Raw genomic sequence first — 25,085 nt, forward strand, 5'->3', positions numbered from 1 at the left:
TGCGGCTTCACGCCGGTACTCCGGCGTGTACTTCTTGCGCTGTTGATTCACAATGAACATCCTCTCCTACGGACACAAGATCCGTACAAATAGGGTGTCCACTACTTGAGGGTAACCTCAAGTGAGATGGCGTTGGACAACTTCCTTTTTGATCTCGAAGGAGTACTGCTGCTTTGAAGGCTTTTCCACAAGACACAGCTTGCCATGGAGCAAGAACCGACGAAACAAAGCGCGAACTGGATAAACACCAACACCGACATGATGGGCTGCAGCCCAGTAACTACAACCCTGCTCGAAAAGGGCCACCAATTCTTCCCGCTGCCCCGCCGACAACGAACTACGCGTATGCATACAACTGCTCCCCACTAGTAGGTAACTGATTTCTCAGTCCAACTAATGGGGAGCAGTTCAGAAACTGCAGGGGTTCTCTCTATCTCTCTCATATGCGCTCTCTCAAACGCACAATCTCAGTATGGGGCACTGGGCTGTAGCGGCCATGGGGTCCGGCTGTTGGGTTGCTGTTAGTGGCTGGGAATGGGGTGGGGAGGGCGTCGGAAAGCAGGACTGGGGTGGAGATGTGCAACATTGGCGCGTGAAAGTGACGTAGAACATAGTTTGTTTCTGTAGGGTGGAAGATATGCGCGCAGTCAGGCTGCGCCGTTTCACCTGCTTGTAGAGCTACAGAATCGAGGTGAGGAGCATGTCTCCTCTCACAGCCCAACCCCCAGCCAAGGACGTTGTGCCGGCGCAGGTAGAGGATGCGGAAGAAACCAGGCGCCAGCATCGCTCGGCCATTAAGGCGGCGTTTATTGGCACCTTCATCGAGTGGTTCGACTATGCGGCCTATATCTATATGTCCGCGATTATCTCCCGGGTGTTCTTTCCGGAGATGGAAGGCCGCCGCGCGCTGATTATGACGTTTGCGCTCTTCGCGTTGTCGTTTCTGGTGCGGCCCTTGGGCGGCATCGTGTGGGGTCACTTTGGTGATAAATACGGGCGCATCCATACGCTGACGGTGTCTATTGTGATGATGTCGGTGGCAACTGCGTGCATCGGTTTCCTGCCGGGCTATTCCACCATAGGCTTTGCCGCCTCCATCTTGCTATTGCTGTGCCGCATGGTGCAGGGCTTTTCCGCAGCCGGCGAGTATGCGGGCGCGGCCACGCACCTGGCTGAGATTGCCCCAGCCGGCAAGCGTGGCATCTATTCGGCGGTGGTGCCCTCCGCGACGGCCTCGGGCTTGCTCTTGGGCTCGCTCATTGCGGCGCTGCTGACTGGAGTCCTTGATGATACCGCCCTGGATTCCTGGGGTTGGCGTGTGCCATTCCTGATTGCGCTGCCTTTGGGTCTATACGGCCTGTGGATTCGCCGCAACACGGAAGAGTCCTCCCACTTTGAGGACCAGGATGAGCCGGAGGAGTCCCCGCTGCGCGAGGTTCTGAAGTACCCCAAGGCCCTAGCCATTGCCTTTGCGGGCGCGGTGCTCAACGCCATTGGCTTCTACGTCATTTTGACTTACCTGCCCACTTACCTGTCGGAGGAGTTGGGCATGGCCGCGACGCCGGCATTTATCGCGTCCTCGGTGGCGTCCGCATTCTATGTGGGCTTTGCCCTGCTCACCGGCATGCTTTCGGACCGTCTTGGTCGCCGCACGACGATGCTGTGCGCGGCCGCCTTCATGGGCGCGACCATCATTCCGGCCTTCATGCTTCTCGATGGCGCCGGGCTCTTCCTTGTCATTATCATTCAGGTCTGCTTGGGCGGCGTGCTGGCGCTTAACGACGGCGTCCTGCCCTCCTTCCTTTCCGAACAATTCCCCACCCACGTGCGCCTGTCCGGTTTCGCGTTGACGTTTAATACCGCCAACGCTGTATTTGGCGGTACCGCACCGATGATTGCCACGTGGCTTATTGACGTCACGGGCCTGCAGCTCGCCCCCGCCTTCTATTTGGTGGCCGCGGCGCTGGTGACCGGCATCGCAGTTCTCTTCGCATCGAAGAAAAATAAGCTGCACGAGTAGTACCGTGGAGCCGTGTAAAACGCCTGCGGCCCTCGGAACCTAAAAGGAGCCGAGGGCCGCAGGCGTCTCTCTCTACAAGGTGTTCCCATGTATCGGCTTAAAGCCGCCCTCTGGAAACTGAGGGGTTCTCTCTATCTCTCTCGTATGCGCTCTCTCAAACGCATGATTTAAGTATGGGGTACGGGGCTGCTACTGCAATGGGTTGCGCCTGATAGGTCGCTGCGAGTTGCTGAAAGTTTACTGTTAGCCGCGTCTGCCCATTGCGCCTAGTAGTCGTAGCTTTCGGCGGTATTGGCATCCGCTCCAATGCGTTGCAGGTGCGTGCGCCGCTTCAAGCGGATAGCTGGGCGGGCTGCCATGCCCAGGCTGCCGAGAAGGTAGAAGACGGTGGCGACCATTGACATGCCGGCCAGTGTCAGCACTGAGCCAAGGATGAAGACCACAGAGATGGCGATGTCATTGGCGATGGAGAAAGTCTCGTACTTGTTTTTAATTTTGATTTCGTTGTTCTGCCCGAGCTTAATCTTTAGGTCGGGATCCTTTTCCTGTTCTGACATGATGTCTCCCACCCTGCCAGAGAGGAAAAGGCCTTGTCGAACCATGTTTTTGTGGGATTATTGGAACATTCCCCAGATGGTGGCGAAGAGCACGATAAGACCCATGATCGCCACGAAGAAGTTGGTCTTGTTGCCCCGGAACCGTGCCAGTGCCTCCACGCGGTAGATGACCCAGATGGGTAGCAGGTAGGTCATGAAGGCGAAGAAGACACCGCCCACGACGGAAATCATATCCAGGATGGAGGGGTTGAAAATACCCACCAGGGAGGTTGAAACAAAGATGAAGAGGTAGGTCCACAAGTCGAGTGTGCGCGTAGACATCTTCTTCGTGGCCTTTGGCGCGCCCAGGTTGAAGAGGTACTGGGTGCCCTCGATGGTGCCAAGGGCGTGGCCGAAGTAGGAGGAGGCCACCGCGCAAATAACGACAATGGGCGCCATGTAGGCCATAAACTGGGTGCCGGTTTCGTTGGCGAAGTAGGAGAGTACCGGCAGGTTCTTGTCATTAGCCTCCTGCATGCCGTCCGCGCCCATGGCCAGGGCGCAGGACCAGACGAAGAACATGGTGAAGATGGTCAGCAGGATGGCGGAGTTGCGGATGACTTTATCGGACTGCGCGTGGTGGTCCGCGCCGTATTCCTTCTCCATGCCCAGGGAGAACTGGGAGATGGCGGCAACGAAGGAGAAGGAGAAGACCAATACTGGAAGGATGAGGATGATGGCCTTGAGGACGCCGCCGGCGCTGTGGTCGCCGGCTTCCAGGAAGGAGCCCAAGTCCCATTGCGGGATGAGGTAGAGCGATACCGCTGCGAGCGCCACGATGAGCGGGTAGACCACGAACTGGGCAATCTTGAGCATGATGGCGTTGCCAAAGGCGAGCGCGAGTGTCATGAGGCCCACGCACAGTGGCGCCAGGATGTAGCGGGAGATTTCCGGGCCGCCCAGCTGGTTGACGATGAAGCTATCGACCGTATTCGTAATCGATACGCCGTAGATGAGCACCACCGGGAAGATGGTGAACCAGTAGATGATTGCCAGGATGATGCCATTGCCGCGGCCGAAGAAGTGAGTGAGTACCGCGAGGACATCTTCGCCGTGTAGCGGGGAATAGCTGATGATCCAAGAAAACGCGCGGTGGGCCAGGTAGGTCATTGGGAAGATGAGCAGGGTAGCCACCAGTAGCGGGATGAAGCCGAAGCTGCCGGCCGAAATCGGCAGGAAGAGGATGCCTGCACCCACGGCGGTGCCGAAGAGCGTGATGGTCCATTGGCTATTGACGGCCTTATTAGTGGTCACCTGGCCGCTGGGTGAAGTACCTGCACCGCCAGTGGTGGGTGGGCTGGCTGGTGAAGCGGGCGCATTCGCAGTCGTGTGAGACATAGAATTCATCCTCCAGTGTTTGTGAATGGGGTAACATACACAATCTATCTGAAGGTTCTGGTGAACGAAAGCAAATTTGTGATCTAAGTTAAATAAATGTTAAAGACCGCCGCACCGAGGGTGGTGCAGCGGTCTTTGGGAATCTTGTTAAGGCGCCCCAGCTAGGCCGCGATCAGGTTTTCTTCCTTCAAGAAATCCAGCGCCACGGTGGTGTAGTCCTCGCCATCGACGTCGACGCGGGCATTGAGTTCCTGCATCTTTTCGTCGGTAAGCAACTGCGAAAGGGGAGCGAAGAGCTCTTCAATCTCTGGGTGCTCGTCCACGACCACGGTGGGAACATCTGAAGCGGAGTAATGACGTGTATGGGTAGGCGAGGGTAAGAAAGAAGGCCGCCGCACCGTTTGATGATGCAGCGGCCTTCTGGGAGTGACTGGCTAGGAAACTATTTTCCTAGGGCAGAAGTAGGGTATTCTTAGAACAGGCCCTCGTTCTTCTTGCCAAAGTCATTCAGGGTGTGCTCGCGGGAGTCAACGTTCTGGTCGTTGTGCTTGGAGTCATCACCCTTGATGCGGGAGGTCTGGGTTACCTCGATGTTGTTGATGAGGCGGCCTTCCTTGGTGTTGCCGTCGCCGAAGTCCAGGTTAGCGATGCGGGCCTCTTCGCCAGCGTTAATCGGGTTAGCCAGGGTTACCTCGAAGGAGCGAGTGGAGGTCTTCTCGTTGAAGCCCAGGTCACGGATGTGAGCGCCGTTGGAGGAGCGCGGGGTGATGAGGCGGTCAACGCCCTTCGGGCCCTTAGCGGTCTTCACGTCCACGCGGAACTGGGTAGCTGGGAACTCGCCGTAGTAGCGCTCGGAGCCAACGTTCTTGGCGCGCAGAGCAACGGTGCCTGCGAAGCCAGCGTGCTTAGCGCCGGAAACGGTCAGGTAAGGCTCGAGGTCGAGCTTGTGCTTGGAGTCCTTCTTGTCTTCCTTGGCGTCAACCTCTTCCTGCTTCTTCTTGTCAGCAGCCTCTTCGTTCTTGCCCTCTGCTTCAGAGACCTTCTCGGTTGCTTCCTTGGCGTTGCCCTCGGACTCCTTGACTACCTCTGCGTCAGCCTCGAGGTTCTTGTCCTCTTCAACGACCTTCGGGTCATTGACGTCGGTGGTGTTCTGAGCGTCCTTGTTGGGAGCGTAGGAGTCAGACAGCTTATCGTACAGCTTGACGCGAACCTCGTTCTTTACCGGCTGCATAGCGTTCCAAGCGGTCGGAGTGGACCAGGTGCCGTTTGGCTTGCAGTACTGCTGGGTGCCAGTCATGTTCAGCACGCGGAAGCCGTAGGTAGCCTCGCCGGTGTGGTTTGGCGGAACGTCGTAAGGTCCGATGGACTGGCCAGCATCCCAAGACAGGGAGTAGGAAGCGCTAGCACCAATCTTGGTAGCGATCTCGTGAGAGATGCCGAAAGAGCCTTCAGCGCCCTTCTTGGAGCCCTTGCCGCCCAGGTTCATGGACGTGGTCTCGGTGCGGTCACCGTTGACGGAAAGGGAGATGGACTGAGACTTGGACAGATCCTGCTGCAGCGGGATGTCCTTCTTGGTCTGGTTGGTGGTGGAGATGGTGCCGGCCGGCAGGAAGCGGTCGGAGACCTTGTAGACCACGGTGCGGTGGTCCTCCCACGGGTTACATACCGGGCGAGGGTTCAGGATATTCGCCTTCATGTGGTCGGAACCGTGGGTGGTGTGGATGATTGGCAGGTCCGGGTTCAGGGCCGGGGTCTCCGGGTAGGACTCGGTCTGGGTAGCTGCGCCAGCCAGCGGTGCCGCGAATGCGGTGCCGGCGACGATGAGGCCGGCGGTCAGGCCGGTCATGCGACGACGAATCGACATATATAACTTCTCCTGGGCAGGTAGAAAATGAATGAACTTATGAATGAAATCCAGCAACTCTCAATGTTGCGCTGAGAAAACGCTAAAACAGGCACAGAATTAATTCATCTCTTAGATGTCTATATATTTGCCACGCCGACGGGTGGGTATTTTTTATATAGACTAAGCTGTTTATTGGGGCTTGTTCCCGCTAAACGGCTGATAGTGCGTGAAAAAATATTGATAAATGATTGTCTATACAATAGAGAATCGACACGAAGGGAGTGGGCCCCTATCTGGGGGTGTTTGGGTGGCCTCTGGGAGGGGTTTAGGGGCCTGACGAAAAGTTGTGGTCACGTCACAATATGCGTCGTGCGCTGCATTTAAGCGGGTAGGGAAGGGGTATAAAATGCTTTGTTATGAATGTTACGTGACATAAGTTATAGGCGTTTACATGGCAGAGGTTGGCATGTTTCGCAACTGGAGCCTGCCGAGGTTTTCTGCTGAGGGGTAGGGCCCGGGGCTAGAATAGGGCCGATTCGAGAATCAGCATAAGGGCCGCAGCGATGGCCACGATGATGACGATGCGGTTGAGGAGGTGCCTATCTATAAATCGGTTGAGGTAGTTGGCGGCAATGAGGCCGACGACAACAAGGGGGAAGTAGGCCGCCGCGGCGGTCACCTGAGTGCTGGTGATCTGCCCATTGAACGCCAAAATTATAAGAGAGATTAAGGTTCCGAGGACAAAGGTGCCCGCTAAGGTGCCTCGTGTGCGGTTTGGGTCGAAGCGCTTCATGATCAGCGCCATCGGCGGGCCGCCGATGGAAGTCGAGGTGCCCAGGATGCCGGAGGCTACGCCGGCGATGAGCGTATTGGCGGTGGTAGGTCGAGGGCTCCAGCCCAAACTGGAAAGCGTCATAGCAAGGAGTACGGCGCAACCGATGAAGATGGACAGCCCATCGGGTGGGAGGCTGGCGATTGCCCACGCGCCCACCAGGGAACCGGGAATGCGGGCGAGGGAAGAAATCCCCACAACGCGCCAGGACGTCTCGCGGAAGGTGCGCGCGAGCGTATAGCTGGAAATGCACAGTGCGAGCAGCAGAATGAGCGTGGGCACGAGCTCAGGTCGAATGAGCGCGATTATGGGCGTGGCAATGGTGCCTAAGCCAAAACCGATGGTGCCTTGAGTAATGGTGCCAGCGAGGATGAGGAGGCCAATGAAGAGAGAGGACCATACGTCCGCGGAGATTCCCAGAAACATAACGAGGGTTAAGTGTATCTGGGCCAAGCCTGCATACAGAAACTATTAGAGGCGGGCGGTGGCCTTCTCATTGGCGGCGATTTCCTCCAAGCGCTCGGCCGGGCACATGCCGGCAACGATGACCGCGGAACCACCAGCGGCTAGGGGCTCGAGCACGGCGCGGGAGAAAGACTCATTATCGGACCAGCCGGTAGAAAGCAGGCGCTCGGCAGATGCGGGGGCATCGACAAGCTGGGGCAGTGGTTGAGTTTCGCCAAAGTACTGATCACCGTAGAAGCGCACGGTGGGACCAAAATCGATGGCGCCGGTGGGCAGCTCCCCGCCGGACTCTACGACGCCGCGGCCAAAGGGGTCCTCGCTAATGAGCACAATGTCGGCCTGCGGCTGGCGCTCGTGGGCGGCCGAGTAGCGGGAGGGGGAGGTAAAGACGACGTCGGCAAGCGCGGCAGCCTCGCCAAAGCTATAGGAAGGGCCAGCAGCAAGGGCACCCAAGGCGACGACGGCCGCCTGCCACGAGGAAGGAAGATCGATGGCGATGGTGGAATCCGCCTCTAAGTCGAGCTCTTCTTCCAGCATATTGGCGATCTTGGCCACCCAATTGTCGAGCGTTTGCGCAGAAAAATCCATGCGAGCGCCGGTGGCCTCGTTGTATACGGTAAGCCGCGGGGAGGCGGCATCGGCACGCAAAAGATGGGCGAGTAGTTCCATACCCGCCCATCGTAAGGGAGAAGTGCTAGTTCACGCAGCGCGGGCCGTCGCCACCAGCATCGATCTCCGGGGAAACCTTGGCGGTACCGAAGTCATTGCCCGGGGTGCCAACCGGCTGGCTGGAGGTGTCTTCCTCCGGCTGCTGGGCGCTGGCCTCCTCATCGGAAGGTCCCTGGTAGTCATCGGTAGCAACCACGATGAGGGTGTCATCGTCGAGCTGCGGGTTCTCTGCCACCGGCAGCCCACCCAGCTTCTTGGCCAGGGCCTTAGCTTCCTTGCTCGATGGATCGGCGGCGACGACCTGCGACTCGCTGTAGATGCCCGGCTGCGCGTTCGCGGAGCGCTCCACCGTGTAGCCCTTGTCCTCCAGCCAAGAACCAATGCCTGCGGCCAAGCCATCAATATTGCCGGCGTTGAGGACGTGAATATTGATATTCGGATCGACGTCCTTGTCCTTTTCCGCCTTGTCCTGCTTGTCCTTATCCTCGGCCTTGGATTCATCGGTGGCTTCATCGTGGGTCTTAGCCAGGTCATCCATGAAACGGTGGACCTCGGAGGCGTCGATGGTGACGATGGACTCGCCATAATCGCCCTGGCCGTCGATGGAGGTCACCGGGATAGTGGTGAAGGTGACATTGCCGCCGGCCAGGCCCGCCAGCTGGGTGACAAAGCCCATGATGTCCCAGCCATCATCGATGACTACGGAGCGCTCCACCGCCTTGGCAATCTTGGACAGCTTGGAAGGATTAGCCAGGGTGTCATTGTCCAGTATCTTATTGACTAGGGACGCCATGAAGGCCTGCTGGCGCACAATCCGGTCGAGGTCGCCGCGCGGGAGGTTATAGCGCTGGCGCACGAAGGCTAGCGCCTTGGCGCCGTCGAGGGTCTGCTTGCCCTTGCTGAACTTAGCGCCAGACATATCATCATCAACATTTTCGTTGAGGCAGACATCCACGCCATCGACGGCGTCAGTCAGCAGGGTAAAGCCCAAGAGGCCCACCTCGGCGTAGTGATCAATAGACACACCGGTCAGGGTGCGCACCATGGCCAGCAGCCCTTCGCGGCCGGCTTCGACGCCCTGCTTTTCGATGTCCTTATCCGAGTGCGGCTTCTTTTTGCCCTTGGCCTCCGCCTCGGCATTTTCTTGCTCGAGCTCTTCCACCTTGGCGTTTTTGTGGGAGGCGAAGACGGCATTCATCTTCATATTCCCGTAGTCCGGATCCTTGACATAGGTATCGCGCGGAATGGATACGGCGGTAGCGCGGGAACCGTCCTCCGGAACGCGGATGAGCATCATGGTGTCAGTATTTTCCTCACCATCGGCCACGCCGGCGTGCAGGTCCGCCAATTCCTTCTCAGAGAGGGGATCGCCCTTGGCATCGGTACGCGAATCCTTGCCCACCAGCAAGATATCCACTGCGCCATCGTGCGAGTCACCGGACAAGCCCTGGCCGTCCAGGGACAAGTCCGTGGCCGAAGACATGCCATTATCTAGTCGACCCACGGTGGCATAACCCACGCCAGATACCACCAGGATCAAGGCAGACAGGAGTGCCACGATCGCCTTGATGGCCGTGGAACCTTTTTGCTTCACCGCACTAGCGGCAGAGGGCGCCGGCTGGATCGTGCGCGCCCGACGAGTGTTCTCAGAAGTCACAACTGGAGGCTTTCTAGATTGGTGGGGATCTGGAGACAGTTTAGGGCAGAACGGGCAAAAATTAGTGATCCGTGTCCGATTTCGCGTGTTCGGGCAGTGTCCCTGCCCAGTGCGAGGAGCGCCTGTGACTAAGCTCGGGGCCATTGTGACTACACCAAATCAATCCCCGCTGGCCGTGATCACCGTGACCTATAGTCCCGGTGAATACCTCGGTAGTTTTTTGAACTCCCTGCCGGGCGCTTGCGCTCACGGCACCAAGGTCGTGCTTGCGGATAATGGCTCCACCGACGGCGTGCCCGAGGCCGCCGCCCGCGAACGCGCCGGGGTGGACTTTCTCGATACCGGCGGAAATATCGGCTACGGCGCTGGCATGAATGCGGGTGCCCGCTTCGCCCGCGAGCACGGTGGCGTGGATGAGGAATTTTTCCTTATCTCTAATCCCGATGTCACCTTTACCCCGGGATCTATTGACCAGCTCATCGAGTGCGCCCGCCAGTGGCCGGATGCTGCGGCCGTGGGCCCGCGCATCGTGGAACCGGATGGCAGCAATTATCCCTCGGCCCGCGCCGTGCCTACCGTGGCTACCGGCATTGGGCACGCACTCTTTTCTTCGATCTGGCCGTCCAATCCATGGTCGCGCGCCTACCGCGATGAATCCGATATGACCGCCCAGCGTCCGGCCGGATGGTTATCCGGTTCCTGCCTTCTTGTGCGCTGGGAGGCCTTCGACGACATCGGTGGGTTTGATGAGCGCTATTTCATGTACCTCGAAGACGTGGATCTAGGAGATCGCTTCACGCGCGCCGGCTACCAGAACATTTTCTGCCCGGAGGCCGTCATCAGCCACGCTAAGGGGCATTCCACCCAAGCGCACGCCGGAGCGATGCTGCGCGCCCACCACAACTCCGCCTATCGCTTTCAGGCAGACCGCCACCCCGGGCGGTGGCAGGCCCCACTGCGCGGTGCGTTGTGGCTGGGACTGCGAGTCCGCGGGCTTATTGCCTCAGCCTCGGCACGTTCTTAAGGCCCGGTGCGCGTGCCGTTGACCTGGATTGTGCGCCATACGCTCTACACTGTCCCTCAGAAAATCACAGAATAAAACTGTCCGCATACATAAGGAAGACTATGACTGAAGCAGCCACCACCCACGGTGCCAGCACGGATGCAGTGATTCTCGTCGGCGGTCGCGGCACCCGCCTGCGCCCACTAACCATCGGTACACCGAAGCCGATGCTGCCGACGGCAAACTACCCGTTCCTGCAGCACCTGCTCGCCCGCATCAAGGCCGCCGGCATCGAGCACGTCGTCATGTCTACCTCCTATAAGGCCGAGGTCTTTGAGGAGTACTTCGGTGATGGCTCCGATCTGGGCTTGGAGATCGAGTACGTGGTGGAAGAGACCGCGCTCGGCACCGGCGGCGGCATCCGCAACGTCTACGACAAGCTGCGCAATGACACGGTCATGGTCTTCAATGGCGACGTGCTCTCCGGCATGGATCTGGAAGGCATCCTCACCACGCACCATGACAAGGACGCCGATGTCACCATGCACCTGCTCAACGTAGCTGACCCGCGTGCGTTTGGTTGCGTGCCGACCGACTCCAACGGCCGAGTTACCGCGTTCCTAGAAAAGACCGAGGATCCGCCAACCAACCAGATCAACGCCGGCTGCTATGTGTTCAAGCGCTCCGTCATCGAGTCCATTCCGGCCAACCGCGTTGTTTCCGTCGAACGCGAAACTTTCCCAGGGCTCTTGGCTGAAGGCCGTCTAGTTGTCGGCCACGTAGACAACTCCTACTGGCGCGACATGGGCCGCCCGGATGACTTCACCCGTGGTTCCTCCGACCTGGTACGTGGCATCGCGCCTTCCCCGCTGATTGAGGGCAAGACTGGTGAATCCCTGGTGGATCCCTCCGCCGGCATCGCTGGCGGCGTGCTGCTGCTGTCCGGTACCGCCGTGGGCCGAGGCTCTGAGGTGGGCGCGGGCTCCCGTCTGGAGGGCACCGTTGTCTTTGACGGCGTGCGCATTGAGCCAGGCGCCATCATTCACAACTCGATCATTGCCTCCGGCGCTCACATTGGCGCCAACGCGGTCATTGAGAACTGTGTCATTGGTGAAGGCGCGCATATCGGCGCACGCTGCGAGCTTCTCGACGGCATGCGAGTCTTCCCCGGCGTTTCTATTCCTGATGCCGGCGTGCGTTTTAGCTCCGATGCTTAACGCTTTCGCCGTGGTCTGGGCGCTGCACTAGGTCTAGCTGACATAGGCCGAACTGAGGATAAAGAGCCTCGGTTCGGCCTTTCTTTTATGGGGCCACCTGTTACGCCTGTCTGCACCGGCCGACATGGTACGAAATCTTCACAGATATGAAGCGCATGGATCCCTTCTTTGCGGGGTTGTGCGCGCGACACGCCGGAATTTCCTGAAAATTGTTGACAGAAAAACGGGGTACCACTACATGTAGTACCCCCTACCTACACCCCCGCGGGGGATCAGTTGTTACGGATGTGACGCATGGGGATCGTGTGCTGCGTTTTTGCCGGAAAGCGCGAAGAAGCCGCCAATTCGGGTTGACGATATTTAGTGATCCGGTGTGAAATTACATCAGTGAAAGAAACAGCGGCCGGCGCCGTTACTTCCACACAGTCCCAGCGGGGTAGCCCAAAGGAAATGTGGTGTACAGTCGGTCGCGCTGATGAGAATTACCCAACCTCGGAGAAAGGAAAAGGCGTGGACAAAATGGCTAATAACAACGCCATTCTCCGTGGCGGTGCTGCTGCAGAGATGTCGCTCGATGAACTCTTCGGTGCCGTCGAGCAGGAGTGGCAGGACCAGGCGCTGTGCGCGCAGACCGACCCTGAAGCATTCTTCCCCGAAAAGGGAGGCTCTACCCGTGAGGCCAAGCGCATCTGCCAGGCCTGCGCGGTACGCGATGAATGCTTGGAGTACGCGCTGGAGCACGATGAGCGCTTCGGTATTTGGGGCGGGCTATCGGATCGTGAGCGCCGCCGCCTCAAGCGCGAGATTGGATAATTAAGGTGTCCAGTAAGGCCCCTGGTTAGCACGCAATGTGCGGCCAGGGGCTTTTCTGCTGCCGCGAAACTTGCCGGAGGTTACCAGCTATAGCGCGGGTCCACTTCTTCGGGATCCAAGTTGAGGTAGTTGGCCACCAGCGCGGTAATAACGGTGCCTAGGAGCTCGGAGCGCTCGGACGGGGTAGAGGCACGTTGCTCGATGGGCATGCGGAAGATGACTAGGCGCGCGCGGGTGGGCTGGCCCTCGGAATCTACACCGGCGGGAACCACGCGGCCAAGGGGAACTGGGCCATCGGCGATAATCTCATCCGGTAGCACGGTCATATCGGGCGAAAGCCGCATGCGTGGGATGGTATCCACGGCCAAGTCGAGGCCTCGCAATTGTGGCGCGAAGGCGTTTTGGATGGGGGCATAGGCCTCCAATACGGCCATGTCGAAGTGCTCGCGCGCGCTGCGGTAGCGCGGGGTCTGCTGGGGGAGGAGCGGTCCGCGCATGCCGTGGCCGTGGCGGTCGCGGGCGGGGCGGATATGCGGGCGAGCGGCGGTCATGACCCTGATTCTAAGGCGCTGGCGGGCCGGATTTAGCGGAGCCACGCCGGGGTGAAGACTATCTAAATCTAAACCAAGGGTTTAGACTTATGCGCTGTGACTATTTCTCGCCATTGCTCCCGCCCAGGCTGCGGCCGCCCCGCCGTGGCGACATTGACCTACGCTTACGCGGACCAGACGGCCGTCGTCGGCCCGCTGGCGGAAGAGGAGAACCCACACAGCTGGGATCTGTGTGCGACCCACCGCGACCGCATTTCCGCCCCAGTGGGCTGGGAACTGGTGCGTGTGGACCGCATTGAGCTGGACGAAGAAGATGACCTGATGGCCTTGGCGGAGGCGGTCAAGGAAGACGGCCGCGTGACCACCGGCTTGGTCGATGACCGCAGCGCCGGCTCCGGTGCAGACCCAATCGACTATTCCGCGACCTTTGATGGGGCGGACCCTGCCAATTCGAACCACCCGGTCTTTCGCACCCGCCGCGTGGCTTATGCCAAAAAGGCGCGCCGCGCGCACCTTTCGGTCGTGCCCGATGAAACGACGCCCGCAGAACCGGAACAGGACTGACACGAACCCCGTGGTGCGGTAGTTTCCCAGCGGGCGGGAGTACTATTGCAGGTTATGCGAACTCGTGAGCATCTTGATGCAATAATTAAGGCCTATGACGTCCGTGGCGTGGTGGGCGAAGATATCGATGAGAACTTCGTGCGCGATACGGGCGCCGCGTTTGCCGCCATCCTGCGGGAAGAAGGCGAAAACACCGTGGCTGTCGGCCACGATATGCGCCCGTCCTCGCCGTCTCTGGCGCGCGCTTTTGCTGAGGGTGTGACCTCGCAGGGCCTCAACGTGACCCTGCTGGGGCTAACCTCTACCGACGAGCTCTACTACGCCGCCGGTTCCCTGGAGTGTGCGGGCGCTATGTTTACCGCTTCCCATAACCCAGCCAAGTACAACGGCATTAAACTCTGCCGCGCCGGCGCGGTACCGGTGGGCCAGGAGACCGGCTTGGAGCAGATTAAGCAGATGCTTATCGACGGCACCCCGGAGTTCACCGGCACCGAGGGCGCAATTGCCGAGCAGGAGATTCTGGCCGGCTACGCCGACTTCCTGCGCAAGCTGGTACCGCTGGAGGATTCCAAGCCGCTCGTCGTGGCTGTCGATGCCGCCAACGGCATGGGTGGCCACACCGTGCCGGCCGTCTTCAATGGCTTGCCTTTCGACGTCCGCGATTTGTACTTCGAGCTCGATGGCACTTTCCCGAACCACGAGGCGAACCCCTTGGATCCAAAGAACCTGGTGGATCTGCAGAAGTTCACCGTGGATCAGAAGGCTGATATTGGTTTGGCCTTCGACGGCGATGCGGACCGCTGCTTCGTGGTGGATGAAAAGGGCCAGCCGGTTTCTCCTTCTGCCATCTGTGCACTGGTTGCTGAGCGCTACCTGGAGAAGTTCCCCGGCGCTACCATCATCCACAACCTGATTACCTCCAAGACCGTGCCGGAGCTCATTAAGGAAAAGGGCGGCACCCCGGTGCGCACCCGCGTGGGCCACTCCTTCATCAAGGCGCAGATGGCCGAGCACCAGGCCGCCTTCGGTGGCGAGCACTCCGCGCACTACTACTTCCAGGAGTTCTGGAACGCCGATTCCGGCATGCTTGCTGCGATGCACGTGCTGGCCGCGCTGGGCCAGTCCGATAAGCCGCTGAGCGAGCTCATGGCGGAGTACTCCCGCTACGAGGCCTCCGGTGAGATCAACTCCACCGTGGAGGACCAGAAGGCCGCTACCCAGGCGGTGCTGGATGAGCTGGCCGATAAGATTGAGTCCGTCGATGAGCTCGATGGCGTGACCGTCGAGCTCAAGGGAACCGAGGCATGGTTCAACGTGCGCGCGTCCAATACGGAGCCGCTGCTGCGCCTCAATGTAGAGGCAAAGACCGCCGACGAGGTGCAGTCCATCGTCGACGAAGTCCTTGCCATCATTCGTCGCTAAACTTCGGCGCGCGAGTGGGAGACCATGTCCTCCCACTCCACAAACTTCTTACGCTCGCGGCCCTCGCGCTCGCCTAGGGCGCGCTCGGCCGCGTCCAAACGCTGCCAATCCTGCCACGTCAGGTAATCGATACCGCGCTCGGCAAAGACTTCGGTGATATCCGCGGTGCTGGAGGGGGAGGGGAGGGCACCAGAAGCGGCGTCGGCAAGCAGCATGCCAATCGTCTCCGTGGCATCGGACTTGGTATTGCCAATCAGGCCCACTGGGCCGCGCTTAATCCACCCGGTGGTGTAGAGACCCGGCACTACCGCGCCGGCCGCATCGATGACATGGCCGCCATCGTTATTGATGACGTTCTTGTCCTGGTTAAAGGGCACGCCATCGACCGCATCGGAGCGGTAACCGGTGGCGAAGTAGACCGCCTGCACGGGCCATTCGGTGAATTTGCCGGTGCCGTGCACGCTGCCATCGCCATTGAGGGCGGTGCGCTCGGTCTTGATGCCGCTGACCTTGCCGTCCTCGCCCAAAATCTCTACCGGCTGCTCAAAGAGGTGGATCTGCAGGGTGTGTGGCGCCTCCTTGGGATCGCGGATGGCATACTGCTCGAGCACCTGGCACACCAAGTCGGTGGACTTGCTCTCCTGGCGCGCGGCCAGCGAGGCTTCGTCATAGTCGATGTCCTCGGGGGAGACCACAACATTAATGGACTCAGAATGGTCCAGCTCCTTGAGCTCCTGCGGAGTGAACTTGGCCTGCGCCGGGCCGCGGCGTCCGAAAACGCGCACAGTCTCAGCCTGGTTCTTAGCCAGGGACTCGTAGACATTATCGGGGATCTCGGTGACCTTGAGCTCATCGCCGGTCTTGGCCAAGATGCGGGAGACGTCCAGTCCCACATTGCCCACGCCAATGACCGCCACCTCCTTGGCGGACAGATCCCAATCGCGCTCAAAGCGCGGGTTGCCATCGTAGAAGCCGACGAACTCGCCGGCGCCATGCACGCCGTCCAAGTCCGCGCCAGGGATATCGCGGTGGCGGTCGCCCACGGCGCCGGTGGCAAAGACCACGGCATCGTAGTGCTGCTGCAGCTCGTCAACGGTGATGTCACGGCCGATGTGCACGTTGGTCAACAGGCGAATCTGCTCGGTATCGAGCACGCGGTGCAGGGACTTGATGATGCCCTTAATGCGCGGGTGGTCCGGCGCTACGCCGTAGCGGATGAGGCCGAAGGGCGCGGGCATCTGCTCGATGAGGTCAATCTGTACCTCGCCGCCGGTCTTTTTCACCAGGATATCGGAGGCATAGATGCCGGCCGGACCTGCGCCGATGACGGCTACCTTCAGGGGCTGATTCATGCTGCGTGAATGCCTTTCTCTTAATTGCGGGGTCTAGACCGCTAGGTTCATTTTTGGAGGCTTATCTTTCTGGGCATTGAACCGTTTAGTCTAGATTGCGGCAAGGAGTTGAATTAGATTCTAAAAATATTCTTCCTTTCGTCCAGTTCAGGGCGATTTTTTACGTGAAATTAAAAAAGACCGCTTTGTCTGCTCATTTTAGACGGGTAGGTTGTCTTTCAATACTTTGGAAAGGCAGGTTGAGATCTACACCATGACCACCGCGACTAATACCAAGCGCACGCACCGCGCCAAAAAGCCCGAAGGCCAATGGAAGATTGACGGTACCGAGCCCCTCAATAACGATGAGGTAATTAAGCAGGAAGACGGCGGGCTTTCTGCCAAGCAGCGCGTCATCGATATCTACTCCAAGCAGGGATTTTCCTCTATCCCAGCCGATGACCTAGCCCCTCGCTTCAAGTGGCTGGGCCTTTATACTCAGCGCAACCAGAACTTGGGCGGCGAGATGACCTCCAAGCTGTCCAACGCCGAGCTGCAGGACGAGTACTTCATGATGCGCGTGCGCTTCGACGGCGGGCGTGCCGATCCTGCCAAGCTGCGCGCCGTCGGTGAGATCTCGCGCGATTATGCCCGCTCCACGGCGGACTTTACGGACCGCCAGAATATCCAGCTGCACTGGATTCAAATCGAGGATGTGCCCACCATTTGGGACAAGCTCGAGTCAGTGGGGCTGAGCACGCTCATGGGCTGCGGTGACGTTCCCCGCGTCATCTTGGGCTCTCCGGTTGCCGGCGTGGCCGAGGACGAGATTATCGATGCCACCCCGGCCATCGAAGAAATCAAGAATAACTACCTGCCGCGCGAGGAATTCCATAACCTGCCGCGCAAATTCAAGACCGCTATCTCCGGCAACTCCCGTCAGGACGTCACGCACGAGATTCAAGACGTTGCCTTCGTGGGCGCGAACCACCCCGAATACGGCCCGGGATTCGATTGCTTCGTTGGTGGAGGCCTGTCCACCAACCCGATGCTCTCGCAGTCCCTCGGCGCCTGGGTTCCCCTAGAGCGCGTGCCGGAGGTCTGGGCCGGGGTGGTCGGCATCTTCCGTGACTACGGCTTCCGCCGCAACCGCAACCGCGCCCGCCTGAAGTTCTTGGTAGCCAAGTGGGGCATCGAAAAGTTCCGTCAGGTGCTGGAGGAAGAATACCTAGACAAGCCACTGCTGGATGGCATCCCACTGGAGGTCGAGCCCGGCTCCCGCGATCATCTTGGCGTGCACCGCCAGAAGGATGGCAAGTTCTACGTTGGCGTAAAGCCCACCGTGGGACACGCCACCGGCGAGCAGCTCATCGCCATTGCGGACGTGGCCGAAAAGTTCGGCATCAGCCGCATTCGCACCACCCCGATGAAGGAATTGCTCTTCCTTGATGTGGAGGAAGAAGACATTCCGGCGCTCTCCCGCGCGCTCGATGAGACCGGCCTGTACTCCCAGCCGTCCGAATTCCGCCGCGGCGTCATCTCCTGCACCGGCCTGGAGTTCTGCAAGCTCGCGCACGTGACCACGAAGGCCCGCGCCATCGAGTTGGTAGACACCCTGGAAGACACCTTGGGAGATCTGGACGTGCCGATTTCCATCGCGCTCAACGGCTGCCCCAACGCCTGTGCGCGTTCGCAGGTATCGGACATTGGCCTGAAGGGCCAGATTGTTACCGATTCCGAGGGCAACCGCGTCGAGGGTTTCCAGGTCCACCTGGGTGGCGCCCTTGGCCTGTCCCCGGACTGGGGCCGTAAGCTGCGCGGCCACAAGGTCGTCGCCGATGAGGTGCCCGAGTACGTCATTCGCCTGGTCAACAAATACAAAGAGCAGCGCGAGGAAGGCGAGCAATTCCGCCACTGGGTCTTGCGCGCCAAGGAGGAGGACTTGCAGTGAATTTTCGCCGCCAGCCCAACCCCAACCGCAACCATCCCAGCTTCTGCCCGTATTGCGCCGGCACCGACCTCTTCCCGGATGAGGAAGATGACTTTGCCTGGAAGTGCCAGGAATGCCTGCGGATTTTCTCCGTGCGCTTTCACGGCCAAGACGATGCCCCGGTAGCCCCCGCACCGGCCGTGTCCTCCAACGAGGCCCTAAAGCGCTCGCTTGCCCGCCGCGGACACTCCACGGCACCGCAGGCTTAAGGATGCGCCCCATGCCCGCACTTATTACCCTGTCCCACGGTTCGCGGCACCCGGGCGCCGCGGCCGGCATTGAGCGTTTGACCCAGGCCACGGGTCTGCGACCAGCCCGCGCGGCGCACCTGGAATTCAACGAGCCCGACCTCACCATGGCCGCGCTCGAGCTCGCCCAGCTCGGGGAGACCGAGACCGTTGTAGTTCCGCTGCTTTTTACCCAGGGCTACCACCAGCGCGTGGACGTCCCGCGCACGCTTGCCGACGCCGCCCAAACCTCCCACCTTTCCCTCCACCTCGCCCCTGGGCTCGGCACCGGCGAGGACCTCGCCCGCGTGCTCGCCTCCCGTACCCGGCCTGGCGATGCCCATGTGGTCATCTACTCCGTTGGGTCCTCCGATACTGCGGCGAACGATGCCATCCGTGAGCTCGCCCACCGCACCTTCGCGCTCACCGGCGTACCTACGGCGGTGGAATTCGCCACTCGCGGTGGTCGCGAAGGGATCGTGTCCCTGTGCCGCGAGCATCAAGACCCCTCTCGCGTGCGCGTGATTCCGCTCTTCGTGACCGAGGGCCTGCTCCTGGACCGGCTGGCGGGCGTTCCCGCAACCGTCGACCGCCCGCTAGGAACCGACCTCGCGGGCCTCGTCGCAGACCGCTTTCACCACGCCCGCCGCGCCGCACAAGAGGTGTTCGTGCCATGCTAACCCTCATCCTCATCGCGCTCGCCGGTGCGGCCGCCAACCTCGTGGACGGTGGCATCGGCATGGGCTTTGGCGTCACGTCCACCACGATGCTGCTTCTTGCCGGCCTTGGCCCCGCGCAGGCCTCGGCCGTCGTTCATACCGCCGAGCTTGGTACCACGGCCATTTCTGGATTGAGCCACGCGCGCTTTGGCAACGTGGATTGGAAAACCGTGGTCCGTCTCGGCGTGCCGGGCGGGATCGCCGCCTTTTTGGGCGCTACGTTGTTGTCGAATATCTCCACCGCGGCGGCCGCGCCGGTGACCGCACTCATCCTGGTCGGCATCGGCGCGAACCTCATTTGGCGTTTCTCCCAACCGCGCCGCCGTGGCTCCGCCTATAAGCGCACCCACTCCACGCCGTTTCTGGCCGGACTGGGCCTTGTGGGCGGATTCGTCGATTCCACCGGTGGCGGCGGTTGGGGCCCGGTGTCGACTTCCACGCTCATGGCCATCGGCCGCGAGCAGCCGCGCCGCATCGTGGGTACGGTCAACGCCGCTGAGTTCCTGGTGACCTTCGGCGCTACCGCGGGCTTTATCGTCGGTCTCTGGCACGATATCGTCGCCAACTTGGCCGCAGTTATTGCCCTGCTCATCGGCGGCGCTATCACCGCGCCCATCGCCGCGTGGCTCATCTCCCGCATCAACCCGATCCTACTCGGCGGACTGGTGGGCACCGCCATCGTGGGCCTGAACATCAGCAAGGTGATCGGCGGTGCCGAGACGTACTTTGGCTGGGCAGTGCCTGCAGCAGTTACCCCCGTTGCCATCGCGGTCGTGGTCGCGGCTGGCGTTGCAGCCACCATTCGTGGCGCGTTGCGCACCAGGCGTGCGCGTGCGGCGGAATTGGAAGCCGAAAACGCTGAGGAAGCCGCCCACGCGGATTTCCATGCCCCGGATTATCCGGAGCGCGTCGCTGCCGCCTACCGCGTCCACGGTTCGCGCAGGTCTGCCGTAACCATCGTGCAGGATAAGGCGCCCGAAAGCCCCGCCGCTGACCGCGCGTAGCCCTTCTGCCGCGACCTTTGGCCACGATACGGGCTAAACCCCAACTGCGGTGGGGTAGAGCGCGGCCACAAGTTGGCCTCGCGGACCCTGAAGGCCTCGAGGGGGTGCTACAGCCCGGCAACCTCGCCGATGACGTAGACCGCCGGCGCGGAGATCTCGTGCTCGGCCATCGTCTGCGCAAGGGTGCCCAAGGTGCAACGGTAGGCGCGCTCGGTAGAAAGCGTGCCCTCTTGGATGATGGCGCAGGGAGTGGAGGGGGAGAGGGAGGCGTCGATAAGCACATTGGCAATCGCCGGGGCATTCTTCACGCCCATGATGACAGCCAGCGTGGCGCCAGAGCGGGCAAGCGCTGCCCAGTCCACCAAGGACTTTTCATGGCCGGGCGGAAGGTGGCCGGAAACCACCGTGAATCCGTGGACGATGCCGCGCTGGGTTACTGGGATTCCGACGGCCGCAGGTACGGAAATGGCTGAGGTCACGCCCGGAATGACCGTGGTGGGAATAGACGCTTCCGCCAGCGCTTGCACCTCTTCAAAGCCGCGCCCAAAGACGAAGGGATCGCCCCCCTTAAGGCGGGCCACCTTGCGGCCGGCACGGGCGTGCTCGATGAGCAGCTCGTTGATCTTTTCCTGCGAGATTGACTTCTTATAGGGGAGCTTGGAGACGTCAATAAGCTCTTTGGAAGAAATATCACACAGCTTATCGAGCTGCGCCGTAGGTCCCAGGTGATCGGCAAGGATAACCTCTGCATCCTGCAGGGCACGCATGCCGCGCACGGTAATGAGGTCCCACGCGCCGGGGCCGCCGCCAATCAGGGTTACAGGATGGATCTGTGCGGAAGTCATAGGACTTCATCTTAGTGGGCGCCCGACTATGCTTGGGCCACATGGATACCGGTAATTATGATGCCGAAACCGTGCGCTTTTTTGATGTGGCGCACGAAGGCGCCCAAATCCGCCTGGTGGCCGGAGAAGTGGAGCGCTGGGGCGAGGCGCTCAGCGGGCTCAATCCCCGCTCGCTTGTGATTATTCCCACCGACGCGATTGCCCGCCAGGCCGCCCACCTGGGAGTTGGCCTAGCCGAGCCGCTGCGGATCCCAATTGTGGTGACCGAATCGCTCCCGCGCTACGTGGGGGCGCTGGACCTGGTCGTGGTCGTCGGCGAGCCCGGCGAGTGCGACTGGGCGTCGCGCGCCCTCATAACTGCCAGCCAGCGCGGTGCCACCACCCTGCTCATCGGACCGGCTAAGGGCCCGCTGGTGGAGGACTGCCCGGAGGATACGCTCGTCGCACCTTGCTTGCCGACGGCCGAGGGTAGCTCGCCCGCGCGCAGCATTGCCGCCCTGCATGCGCTGTGCTGCCTGCTCTATCAGGGCCCGACCGCGGTGAAGGAGACCCTTGAGGACCTCGCTGCGGCCGTGGACCGCGAGCTCGCCCAGCTTTCTCCCGAGCGCGATGCCACTACCAATCCGGGCCGCCAACTGCGCGAGTTTATCGACGGCGCCCGCGTCATCCATTCCTGCGTGCTCGACCCGTACTCTTATTCTGCGCGTCGCGAGCACGTGCAGCTCGACGCCCTCGTGGCCCGCATGGCCGCGACCATCTGGGCCGTACATGGCCTGCCGAGCGCTTATGTGGACCCAGCCGAATTGCGGCGCGCGCTCGACCGGGATTCTGATAGTTCCCCGGCCACTGATCTCTTCTTTGACCCCTTCATTGATGGCGATGGTGCTGAGGGCGCTTTGGTACCCTTGAAGGTAGTTTTCTGGGGGCAGGAAGAGGCGAACCTGCCCAACTCGCTTGCAGTCCGCAGCATCGACCCGGAACCGGGCATGGGGCATCTTGCCCGCTCACTGCAGCTTATTACGCGGAGTTTTGCCGCGACCGCCTACGAGATTTCTAAAGGATAGAAACACATGCAGCTGTTGCACAGCGCCACTCGCAATTATTCCTGGGGCTCGCGTACCCTTATCCCGCACCTGCAGGGCCAGCCCGATTCCGACAAGCCCGTCGCAGAGCTGTGGTTCGGCGCCCACCCCGGCGACCCTTCCACGGTGGATGGCCGCCTGCTCAATGAGGTCATTGCCGAGGATCCGGCAGGGCAGCTAGGTGGCCGCGTTTCTGCCGAGTACGGCGAGCGCCTGCCCTTCCTGCTCAAGGTGCTTGCGGCCGAGGAGCCGCTGTCCTTGCAGGCCCACCCGTCAAAGGCGCAGGCGGAAGAGGGCTTTGCCCGCGAAAACGCCGCCGGCATCGAGCTCACCGCGTCTAATCGCAATTACAAGGACGATAATCACAAGCCCGAGCTCATTGTCGCGCTCACGGATTTCTATGCCATGGCCGGCTTCCGCCCCTTGGCGCGCACCCGCGAGCTTTTTGCCGCCCTCGAGTGCCCGGAGCTGGACCACTACGTTGCCATGCTTGACGACGACCCCTCGGCAACCACCGAGTCCGCCAACCTGCGCGTCCTTTTCACCACGTGGATTACCATTCCGTCTGCCAAGCGCAAGGAGCTCATTTCCGCCATTGTTGCCGCTGGCGAGCGCCTGATCGCCGCCGACCCAGCCGATTGGAAGTCCCGCGTCATGTCCACGGTGCTGGATCTCAACCAGCGCTACCCAGGCGATATCGGTGTGCTGGGCGCATTGCTGCTCAACCACATCGAGCTCTCGCCCGGTGAGGCCGTCTACTTGGATGCCGGTCAGCTTCACGCCTATGTCTCGGGCCTCGGCGTGGAGATCATGGCGAACTCCGATAACGTGTTGCGCGGTGGCCTGACGCCTAAGTTCGTGGACGTTCCAGAGCTGGTCAAGGTCTTGACGTACGCCGCTGCCGATGAGCCGCGTGTGCAGCAACAAGATAAGTCCGCCCAAGACAATGTCCACGATGCCGCCGCATGGTCCTACCCAGTACCCATCGAGGAATTCCTGCTGGATCGCGTGGAGCTTACCGGTTCGTCTTCTGTGGATCTTGATTACGATGGCCCGACCATCGCCCTGTGTACCGCAGGTTCCGTAACCTTTACCGATGCTGGGGGCAAGACCCTCACCGCGACCCCAGGCCAGGCCGTCTGGCTGCCAGCCTCCGAGGGTCTCGTTACCGCTACGGCGGAATCCGACGCCGCCGACCTCTTCGTCGCCCGCGCCTAGTCCGCGTTTAACCCACACAAGCACGCTTCGCCGCCTGCCCTCCGGTTTCAGGCGAAGCGTGCTTTTCAGTCTTCATCACGGCCGCGTTGCGGTCTGCTCCGCCCAATTTTTGGCGAATATTGTGGCTGCTTCGTAACTACCGCATTCCAGCACATGCAAAACAAGCACGTTTCCCCGATTTCTGCCTTTAAAATCGAGGAAACGTGCTTGTTTTGTTCGTCTACGCCGAGAACCGGCTCCGAATTAGCGCGTAGGCGCCGCTTCCCTCGGAGCCTGCTGGGCCGTGGCCGGTGCCTGCTTAGTTGGCACCAAGTCGGTAGGCTCCTGGTTCTGATCGGCGGAAGATCGCTCTGCAGCGGCATGGCCGGTGAGCTGTTCCTGCTCCGCCTTCTCGGCCTCGGGTCGCTCCGTGCCAGCTGGTTCCTGGGCCGGAGCGTTGGAATTCTTGCCCGAGTTATCTTGCGCGGCAGGTGCCTCAGGTGAGGGCTGTGGAGTGGACGGACCAGTGGTGGCCGGCGGGGTGGTGCCGCCCTGGTTGCTCTGCGGGGCACCAGTAGCCTGCGAGCCGTTCTGGTTGCTCGGGTAATCAGGCGTTAGACGCTGATTTCCCTGACCGGTGCCCTGACCACCCTGGGTGGTGGTATTGCCCTGCGAGGCGGTGCCCTGCGGGGAGATATTCTCCGGACGGTAGACCTTGGTGGGCTGGGTTGCTGCCTGTGGGCGCACTACCGCATTAGGGGCGAGAAACGGATCGTTGTTGTGCGGCTGCTGGTGCTTGGCATCACCGGATGAGGCAGTAGATGTCGTGGTGCGCGAGGAGTGCTTCTTCGAGGGAGAGCGGTCCGTGGAAGAAGTGGTGGTCTCCTCGGCTGCGGTGTGGGTCGGGGAGACGGAGGTGGTCGCGGACTGATCCGCGGCATTGGAATAGTTGGCGCTTGGCGAGCTCATGCGCCAGACGGCGACTCCGACGACGACCGCGGCGATCAGTCCGGCCACAATGAACACGTAGACGCGGCGCGAATCTGGCTTCATCGTGGCTGTCCTTTCTATGAGGCGGGCCGTTACAGCCCAAGGGGGAGGGCGATACGGCGCCCCGGTAACAAGTTGGTAACGAGACTATCATGTTTGGGAAACATTGCGACGGCGTCGCAATTCTGTGATAAGTAAACAAAAAAGCAGTTCACGGGCGTAGAAGGCCATGCAAACCTTTTCATTGTCTGCTTTCTTTCACCAAGAAAGCGTGTATAAATGGCGCTGAAAGCATCGAAGGAGTCAAAAAGTGAGTACTTGGGACGAAAATATTTTCAGCACGGACCTCAACGTCGATTTCTTGGACGAAATGACAAACCTCGATGAAGAAGGGGTAATTCGCGCCGTCGAGGATGCCTGCGAGGTCGCACACAGCAAGCCAAAACTCAGCGAAGAAGAAGAGCAGAATGCTCAAGCGGCGGCCACCATTGCTGCCATTTGGGCTGGTGCGCCCTTTAGCGCGGGCGAAGTTGTCGAAGACTACCCCTATATTAGGGAACTGGTGGGCTCTGGCAGCGAGACCTTGACGGAAAATGCCCTCGAGGTGCTCGAAAACGTCGAGGAAGAATATGACCTCGAGCCTTTCATTGAGGCCCTGTCCTAATCCGAACCTGCTGCCCGCGGCAGCGGCCGCGCGACAGCGGCCC

General features: G+C 60.6%; 24 protein-coding genes. 13 read left to right on the forward strand and 11 right to left on the reverse strand.

The genetic code is table 11. From position 1 onward, the window contains the following. The first annotated feature begins 700 nt into the window (after positions 1-700). Positions 701-2,020: an MFS transporter gene (locus tag MHY24_RS10440; RefSeq protein ID WP_239230490.1), complete on the forward strand. Its 1,320-nt coding sequence runs from the start codon at positions 701-703 to the stop codon at positions 2,018-2,020. A gap of 266 nt (positions 2,021-2,286) precedes the next feature. Here the strand turns inward: MHY24_RS10440 and MHY24_RS10445 are convergent, their stop codons facing one another. The 7 genes from MHY24_RS10445 to MHY24_RS10475 all read right to left on the reverse strand — a co-directional run bounded on the left by MHY24_RS10445 (position 2,287) and on the right by MHY24_RS10475 (position 9,423). Next, the gene (locus tag MHY24_RS10445; protein WP_234447434.1) at positions 2,287-2,577 is read right to left on the reverse strand and encodes a YrhK family protein; all 291 of its coding nucleotides are present in this window, start codon (positions 2,575-2,577) and stop codon (positions 2,287-2,289) included. 57 nt (positions 2,578-2,634) lie between these two features. Next, a complete protein-coding gene (locus tag MHY24_RS10450; RefSeq protein WP_239193455.1) occupies positions 2,635-3,954 on the reverse strand; it encodes an amino acid permease in 1,320 nt (439 codons plus the stop codon). Between the two features lie 161 nt (positions 3,955-4,115). Further along, positions 4,116-4,352: a glycine betaine ABC transporter substrate-binding protein gene (locus MHY24_RS10455; RefSeq protein WP_239230492.1), complete on the reverse strand. Its 237-nt coding sequence runs from the start codon at positions 4,350-4,352 to the stop codon at positions 4,116-4,118. A gap of 74 nt (positions 4,353-4,426) precedes the next feature. After that, on the reverse strand, positions 4,427-5,818 hold the full coding sequence (locus MHY24_RS10460) for a hypothetical protein (RefSeq protein WP_204609946.1): 1,392 nt from the start codon (positions 5,816-5,818) through the stop codon (positions 4,427-4,429). Positions 5,819-6,320: 502 nt separating this feature from the next. Next, positions 6,321-7,058 (reverse strand): sulfite exporter TauE/SafE family protein, encoded by a 738-nt coding sequence (locus tag MHY24_RS10465; protein ID WP_239230494.1) that lies wholly within the window; start codon positions 7,056-7,058, stop codon positions 6,321-6,323. Positions 7,059-7,103: 45 nt separating this feature from the next. Continuing rightward, positions 7,104-7,766, reverse strand: a complete 663-nt coding sequence (locus MHY24_RS10470; protein ID WP_204609942.1) for a TIGR03089 family protein — start codon at positions 7,764-7,766, stop codon at positions 7,104-7,106. 25 nt (positions 7,767-7,791) lie between these two features. Next, positions 7,792-9,423: an LCP family protein gene (locus tag MHY24_RS10475; protein WP_239230496.1), complete on the reverse strand. Its 1,632-nt coding sequence runs from the start codon at positions 9,421-9,423 to the stop codon at positions 7,792-7,794. Between the two features lie 124 nt (positions 9,424-9,547). Between MHY24_RS10475 and MHY24_RS10480 the strand changes: the two genes are divergently transcribed. The 3 genes from MHY24_RS10480 (at position 9,548) to MHY24_RS10490 (ending at position 12,456) form a co-directional block, all read left to right on the forward strand. Beyond that, on the forward strand, positions 9,548-10,447 hold the full coding sequence (locus MHY24_RS10480) for a glycosyltransferase family 2 protein (RefSeq protein WP_239230498.1): 900 nt from the start codon (positions 9,548-9,550) through the stop codon (positions 10,445-10,447). A 101-nt stretch (positions 10,448-10,548) separates the two neighbouring features. After that, entirely contained in the window at positions 10,549-11,643 is a 1,095-nt protein-coding gene (locus MHY24_RS10485; protein WP_179387501.1) for a sugar phosphate nucleotidyltransferase, read from the forward strand. A 564-nt stretch (positions 11,644-12,207) separates the two neighbouring features. Next, positions 12,208-12,456, forward strand: a complete 249-nt coding sequence (locus MHY24_RS10490) for a WhiB family transcriptional regulator (RefSeq protein ID WP_005528147.1) — start codon at positions 12,208-12,210, stop codon at positions 12,454-12,456. Between the two features lie 80 nt (positions 12,457-12,536). On the opposite strand, the gene MHY24_RS10495 is transcribed toward MHY24_RS10490, so the two are convergent. Next, positions 12,537-13,007 (reverse strand): metallopeptidase family protein, encoded by a 471-nt coding sequence (locus MHY24_RS10495; RefSeq protein WP_005322429.1) that lies wholly within the window; start codon positions 13,005-13,007, stop codon positions 12,537-12,539. 96 nt (positions 13,008-13,103) lie between these two features. Here MHY24_RS10495 and MHY24_RS10500 point away from each other — a divergent pair, with 96 nt between their 5' ends. Together MHY24_RS10500 and MHY24_RS10505 are read left to right on the forward strand one after the other, a co-directional pair. After that, positions 13,104-13,571 (forward strand): DUF3499 domain-containing protein, encoded by a 468-nt coding sequence (locus MHY24_RS10500; RefSeq protein ID WP_150850639.1) that lies wholly within the window; start codon positions 13,104-13,106, stop codon positions 13,569-13,571. Between the two features lie 54 nt (positions 13,572-13,625). Beyond that, positions 13,626-14,993 (forward strand): phosphomannomutase/phosphoglucomutase, encoded by a 1,368-nt coding sequence (locus MHY24_RS10505; protein WP_239230500.1) that lies wholly within the window; start codon positions 13,626-13,628, stop codon positions 14,991-14,993. Here MHY24_RS10505 and MHY24_RS10510 read toward each other — a convergent pair. Then, positions 14,990-16,345, reverse strand: a complete 1,356-nt coding sequence (locus tag MHY24_RS10510; protein ID WP_239230502.1) for an FAD-dependent oxidoreductase — start codon at positions 16,343-16,345, stop codon at positions 14,990-14,992. The two genes, MHY24_RS10505 and MHY24_RS10510, sit on opposite strands and share 4 nt — an antisense overlap. Positions 16,346-16,598: 253 nt before the next feature. Between MHY24_RS10510 and MHY24_RS10515 the strand changes: the two genes are divergently transcribed. The 4 genes from MHY24_RS10515 to MHY24_RS10530 are packed head-to-tail and all read left to right on the forward strand — an operon-like array spanning position 16,599 to position 20,264. Beyond that, complete coding sequence (locus MHY24_RS10515) at positions 16,599-18,275, forward strand: nitrite/sulfite reductase (protein WP_204609934.1); 1,677 nt, start codon at positions 16,599-16,601, stop codon at positions 18,273-18,275. Continuing rightward, positions 18,272-18,523, forward strand: a complete 252-nt coding sequence (locus MHY24_RS10520; protein ID WP_005322420.1) for a hypothetical protein — start codon at positions 18,272-18,274, stop codon at positions 18,521-18,523. The genes MHY24_RS10515 and MHY24_RS10520 overlap by 4 nt, the downstream gene beginning before the upstream one ends. Before the next feature lie 11 nt (positions 18,524-18,534). After that, complete coding sequence (locus tag MHY24_RS10525; protein WP_204609933.1) at positions 18,535-19,221, forward strand: sirohydrochlorin chelatase; 687 nt, start codon at positions 18,535-18,537, stop codon at positions 19,219-19,221. Next, a complete protein-coding gene (locus MHY24_RS10530; RefSeq protein WP_239193467.1) occupies positions 19,215-20,264 on the forward strand; it encodes a sulfite exporter TauE/SafE family protein in 1,050 nt (349 codons plus the stop codon). The genes MHY24_RS10525 and MHY24_RS10530 overlap by 7 nt, the downstream gene beginning before the upstream one ends. 107 nt (positions 20,265-20,371) lie before the next feature. Here the strand turns inward: MHY24_RS10530 and cobA are convergent, their stop codons facing one another. After that, positions 20,372-21,109, reverse strand: coding sequence for a uroporphyrinogen-III C-methyltransferase (gene cobA / locus MHY24_RS10535; RefSeq protein WP_239193469.1), 738 nt, complete (start codon positions 21,107-21,109; stop codon positions 20,372-20,374). 41 nt (positions 21,110-21,150) lie between these two features. Between cobA and MHY24_RS10540 the strand changes: the two genes are divergently transcribed. Both MHY24_RS10540 and manA read left to right on the forward strand, forming a co-directional pair. Next, a complete protein-coding gene (locus MHY24_RS10540; protein ID WP_239230504.1) occupies positions 21,151-22,173 on the forward strand; it encodes an exopolyphosphatase in 1,023 nt (340 codons plus the stop codon). 6 nt (positions 22,174-22,179) lie between these two features. Next, on the forward strand, positions 22,180-23,409 hold the full coding sequence (manA, locus tag MHY24_RS10545) for a mannose-6-phosphate isomerase, class I (protein WP_239230506.1): 1,230 nt from the start codon (positions 22,180-22,182) through the stop codon (positions 23,407-23,409). 243 nt (positions 23,410-23,652) lie between these two features. Here the strand turns inward: manA and MHY24_RS10550 are convergent, their stop codons facing one another. Further along, positions 23,653-24,441: a hypothetical protein gene (locus MHY24_RS10550; RefSeq protein WP_204609928.1), complete on the reverse strand. Its 789-nt coding sequence runs from the start codon at positions 24,439-24,441 to the stop codon at positions 23,653-23,655. A 247-nt stretch (positions 24,442-24,688) separates the two neighbouring features. Here MHY24_RS10550 and MHY24_RS10555 point away from each other — a divergent pair, with 247 nt between their 5' ends. Next, the gene (locus MHY24_RS10555; protein ID WP_239230508.1) at positions 24,689-25,042 is read left to right on the forward strand and encodes a DUF4259 domain-containing protein; all 354 of its coding nucleotides are present in this window, start codon (positions 24,689-24,691) and stop codon (positions 25,040-25,042) included. The last annotated feature ends 43 nt before the right edge of the window (positions 25,043-25,085 follow it).

Source organism: Corynebacterium sp. ACRPQ, assembly GCF_022347225.1.
GTDB lineage: Bacteria > Actinomycetota > Actinomycetes > Mycobacteriales > Mycobacteriaceae > Corynebacterium > Corynebacterium tuberculostearicum_D.

What these genes read in the sequence shown, in the direction of transcription:
- MHY24_RS10440 (WP_239230490.1), top strand. Translation starts at nt 701, where the DNA reads ATGTCTCCTCTCACAGCCCAACCCCCAGCCAAGGACGTTGTGCCGGCG.
- MHY24_RS10445 (WP_234447434.1), bottom strand. Translation starts at nt 2,577, where the DNA reads ATGTCAGAACAGGAAAAGGATCCCGACCTAAAGATTAAGCTCGGGCAG.
- MHY24_RS10450 (WP_239193455.1), bottom strand. Translation starts at nt 3,954, where the DNA reads ATGTCTCACACGACTGCGAATGCGCCCGCTTCACCAGCCAGCCCACCC.
- MHY24_RS10460 (WP_204609946.1), bottom strand. Translation starts at nt 5,818, where the DNA reads ATGTCGATTCGTCGTCGCATGACCGGCCTGACCGCCGGCCTCATCGTC.
- MHY24_RS10465 (WP_239230494.1), bottom strand. Translation starts at nt 7,058, where the DNA reads ATGTTTCTGGGAATCTCCGCGGACGTATGGTCCTCTCTCTTCATTGGC.
- MHY24_RS10470 (WP_204609942.1), bottom strand. Translation starts at nt 7,766, where the DNA reads ATGGAACTACTCGCCCATCTTTTGCGTGCCGATGCCGCCTCCCCGCGG.
- MHY24_RS10485 (WP_179387501.1), top strand. Translation starts at nt 10,549, where the DNA reads ATGACTGAAGCAGCCACCACCCACGGTGCCAGCACGGATGCAGTGATT.
- MHY24_RS10490 (WP_005528147.1), top strand. Translation starts at nt 12,208, where the DNA reads ATGTCGCTCGATGAACTCTTCGGTGCCGTCGAGCAGGAGTGGCAGGAC.
- MHY24_RS10495 (WP_005322429.1), bottom strand. Translation starts at nt 13,007, where the DNA reads ATGACCGCCGCTCGCCCGCATATCCGCCCCGCCCGCGACCGCCACGGC.
- MHY24_RS10505 (WP_239230500.1), top strand. Translation starts at nt 13,626, where the DNA reads ATGCGAACTCGTGAGCATCTTGATGCAATAATTAAGGCCTATGACGTC.
- MHY24_RS10510 (WP_239230502.1), bottom strand. Translation starts at nt 16,345, where the DNA reads ATGAATCAGCCCCTGAAGGTAGCCGTCATCGGCGCAGGTCCGGCCGGC.
- MHY24_RS10515 (WP_204609934.1), top strand. Translation starts at nt 16,599, where the DNA reads ATGACCACCGCGACTAATACCAAGCGCACGCACCGCGCCAAAAAGCCC.
- MHY24_RS10525 (WP_204609933.1), top strand. Translation starts at nt 18,535, where the DNA reads ATGCCCGCACTTATTACCCTGTCCCACGGTTCGCGGCACCCGGGCGCC.
- MHY24_RS10530 (WP_239193467.1), top strand. Translation starts at nt 19,215, where the DNA reads ATGCTAACCCTCATCCTCATCGCGCTCGCCGGTGCGGCCGCCAACCTC.
- cobA (WP_239193469.1), bottom strand. Translation starts at nt 21,109, where the DNA reads ATGACTTCCGCACAGATCCATCCTGTAACCCTGATTGGCGGCGGCCCC.
- MHY24_RS10540 (WP_239230504.1), top strand. Translation starts at nt 21,151, where the DNA reads ATGGATACCGGTAATTATGATGCCGAAACCGTGCGCTTTTTTGATGTG.
- manA (WP_239230506.1), top strand. Translation starts at nt 22,180, where the DNA reads ATGCAGCTGTTGCACAGCGCCACTCGCAATTATTCCTGGGGCTCGCGT.
- MHY24_RS10550 (WP_204609928.1), bottom strand. Translation starts at nt 24,441, where the DNA reads ATGAAGCCAGATTCGCGCCGCGTCTACGTGTTCATTGTGGCCGGACTG.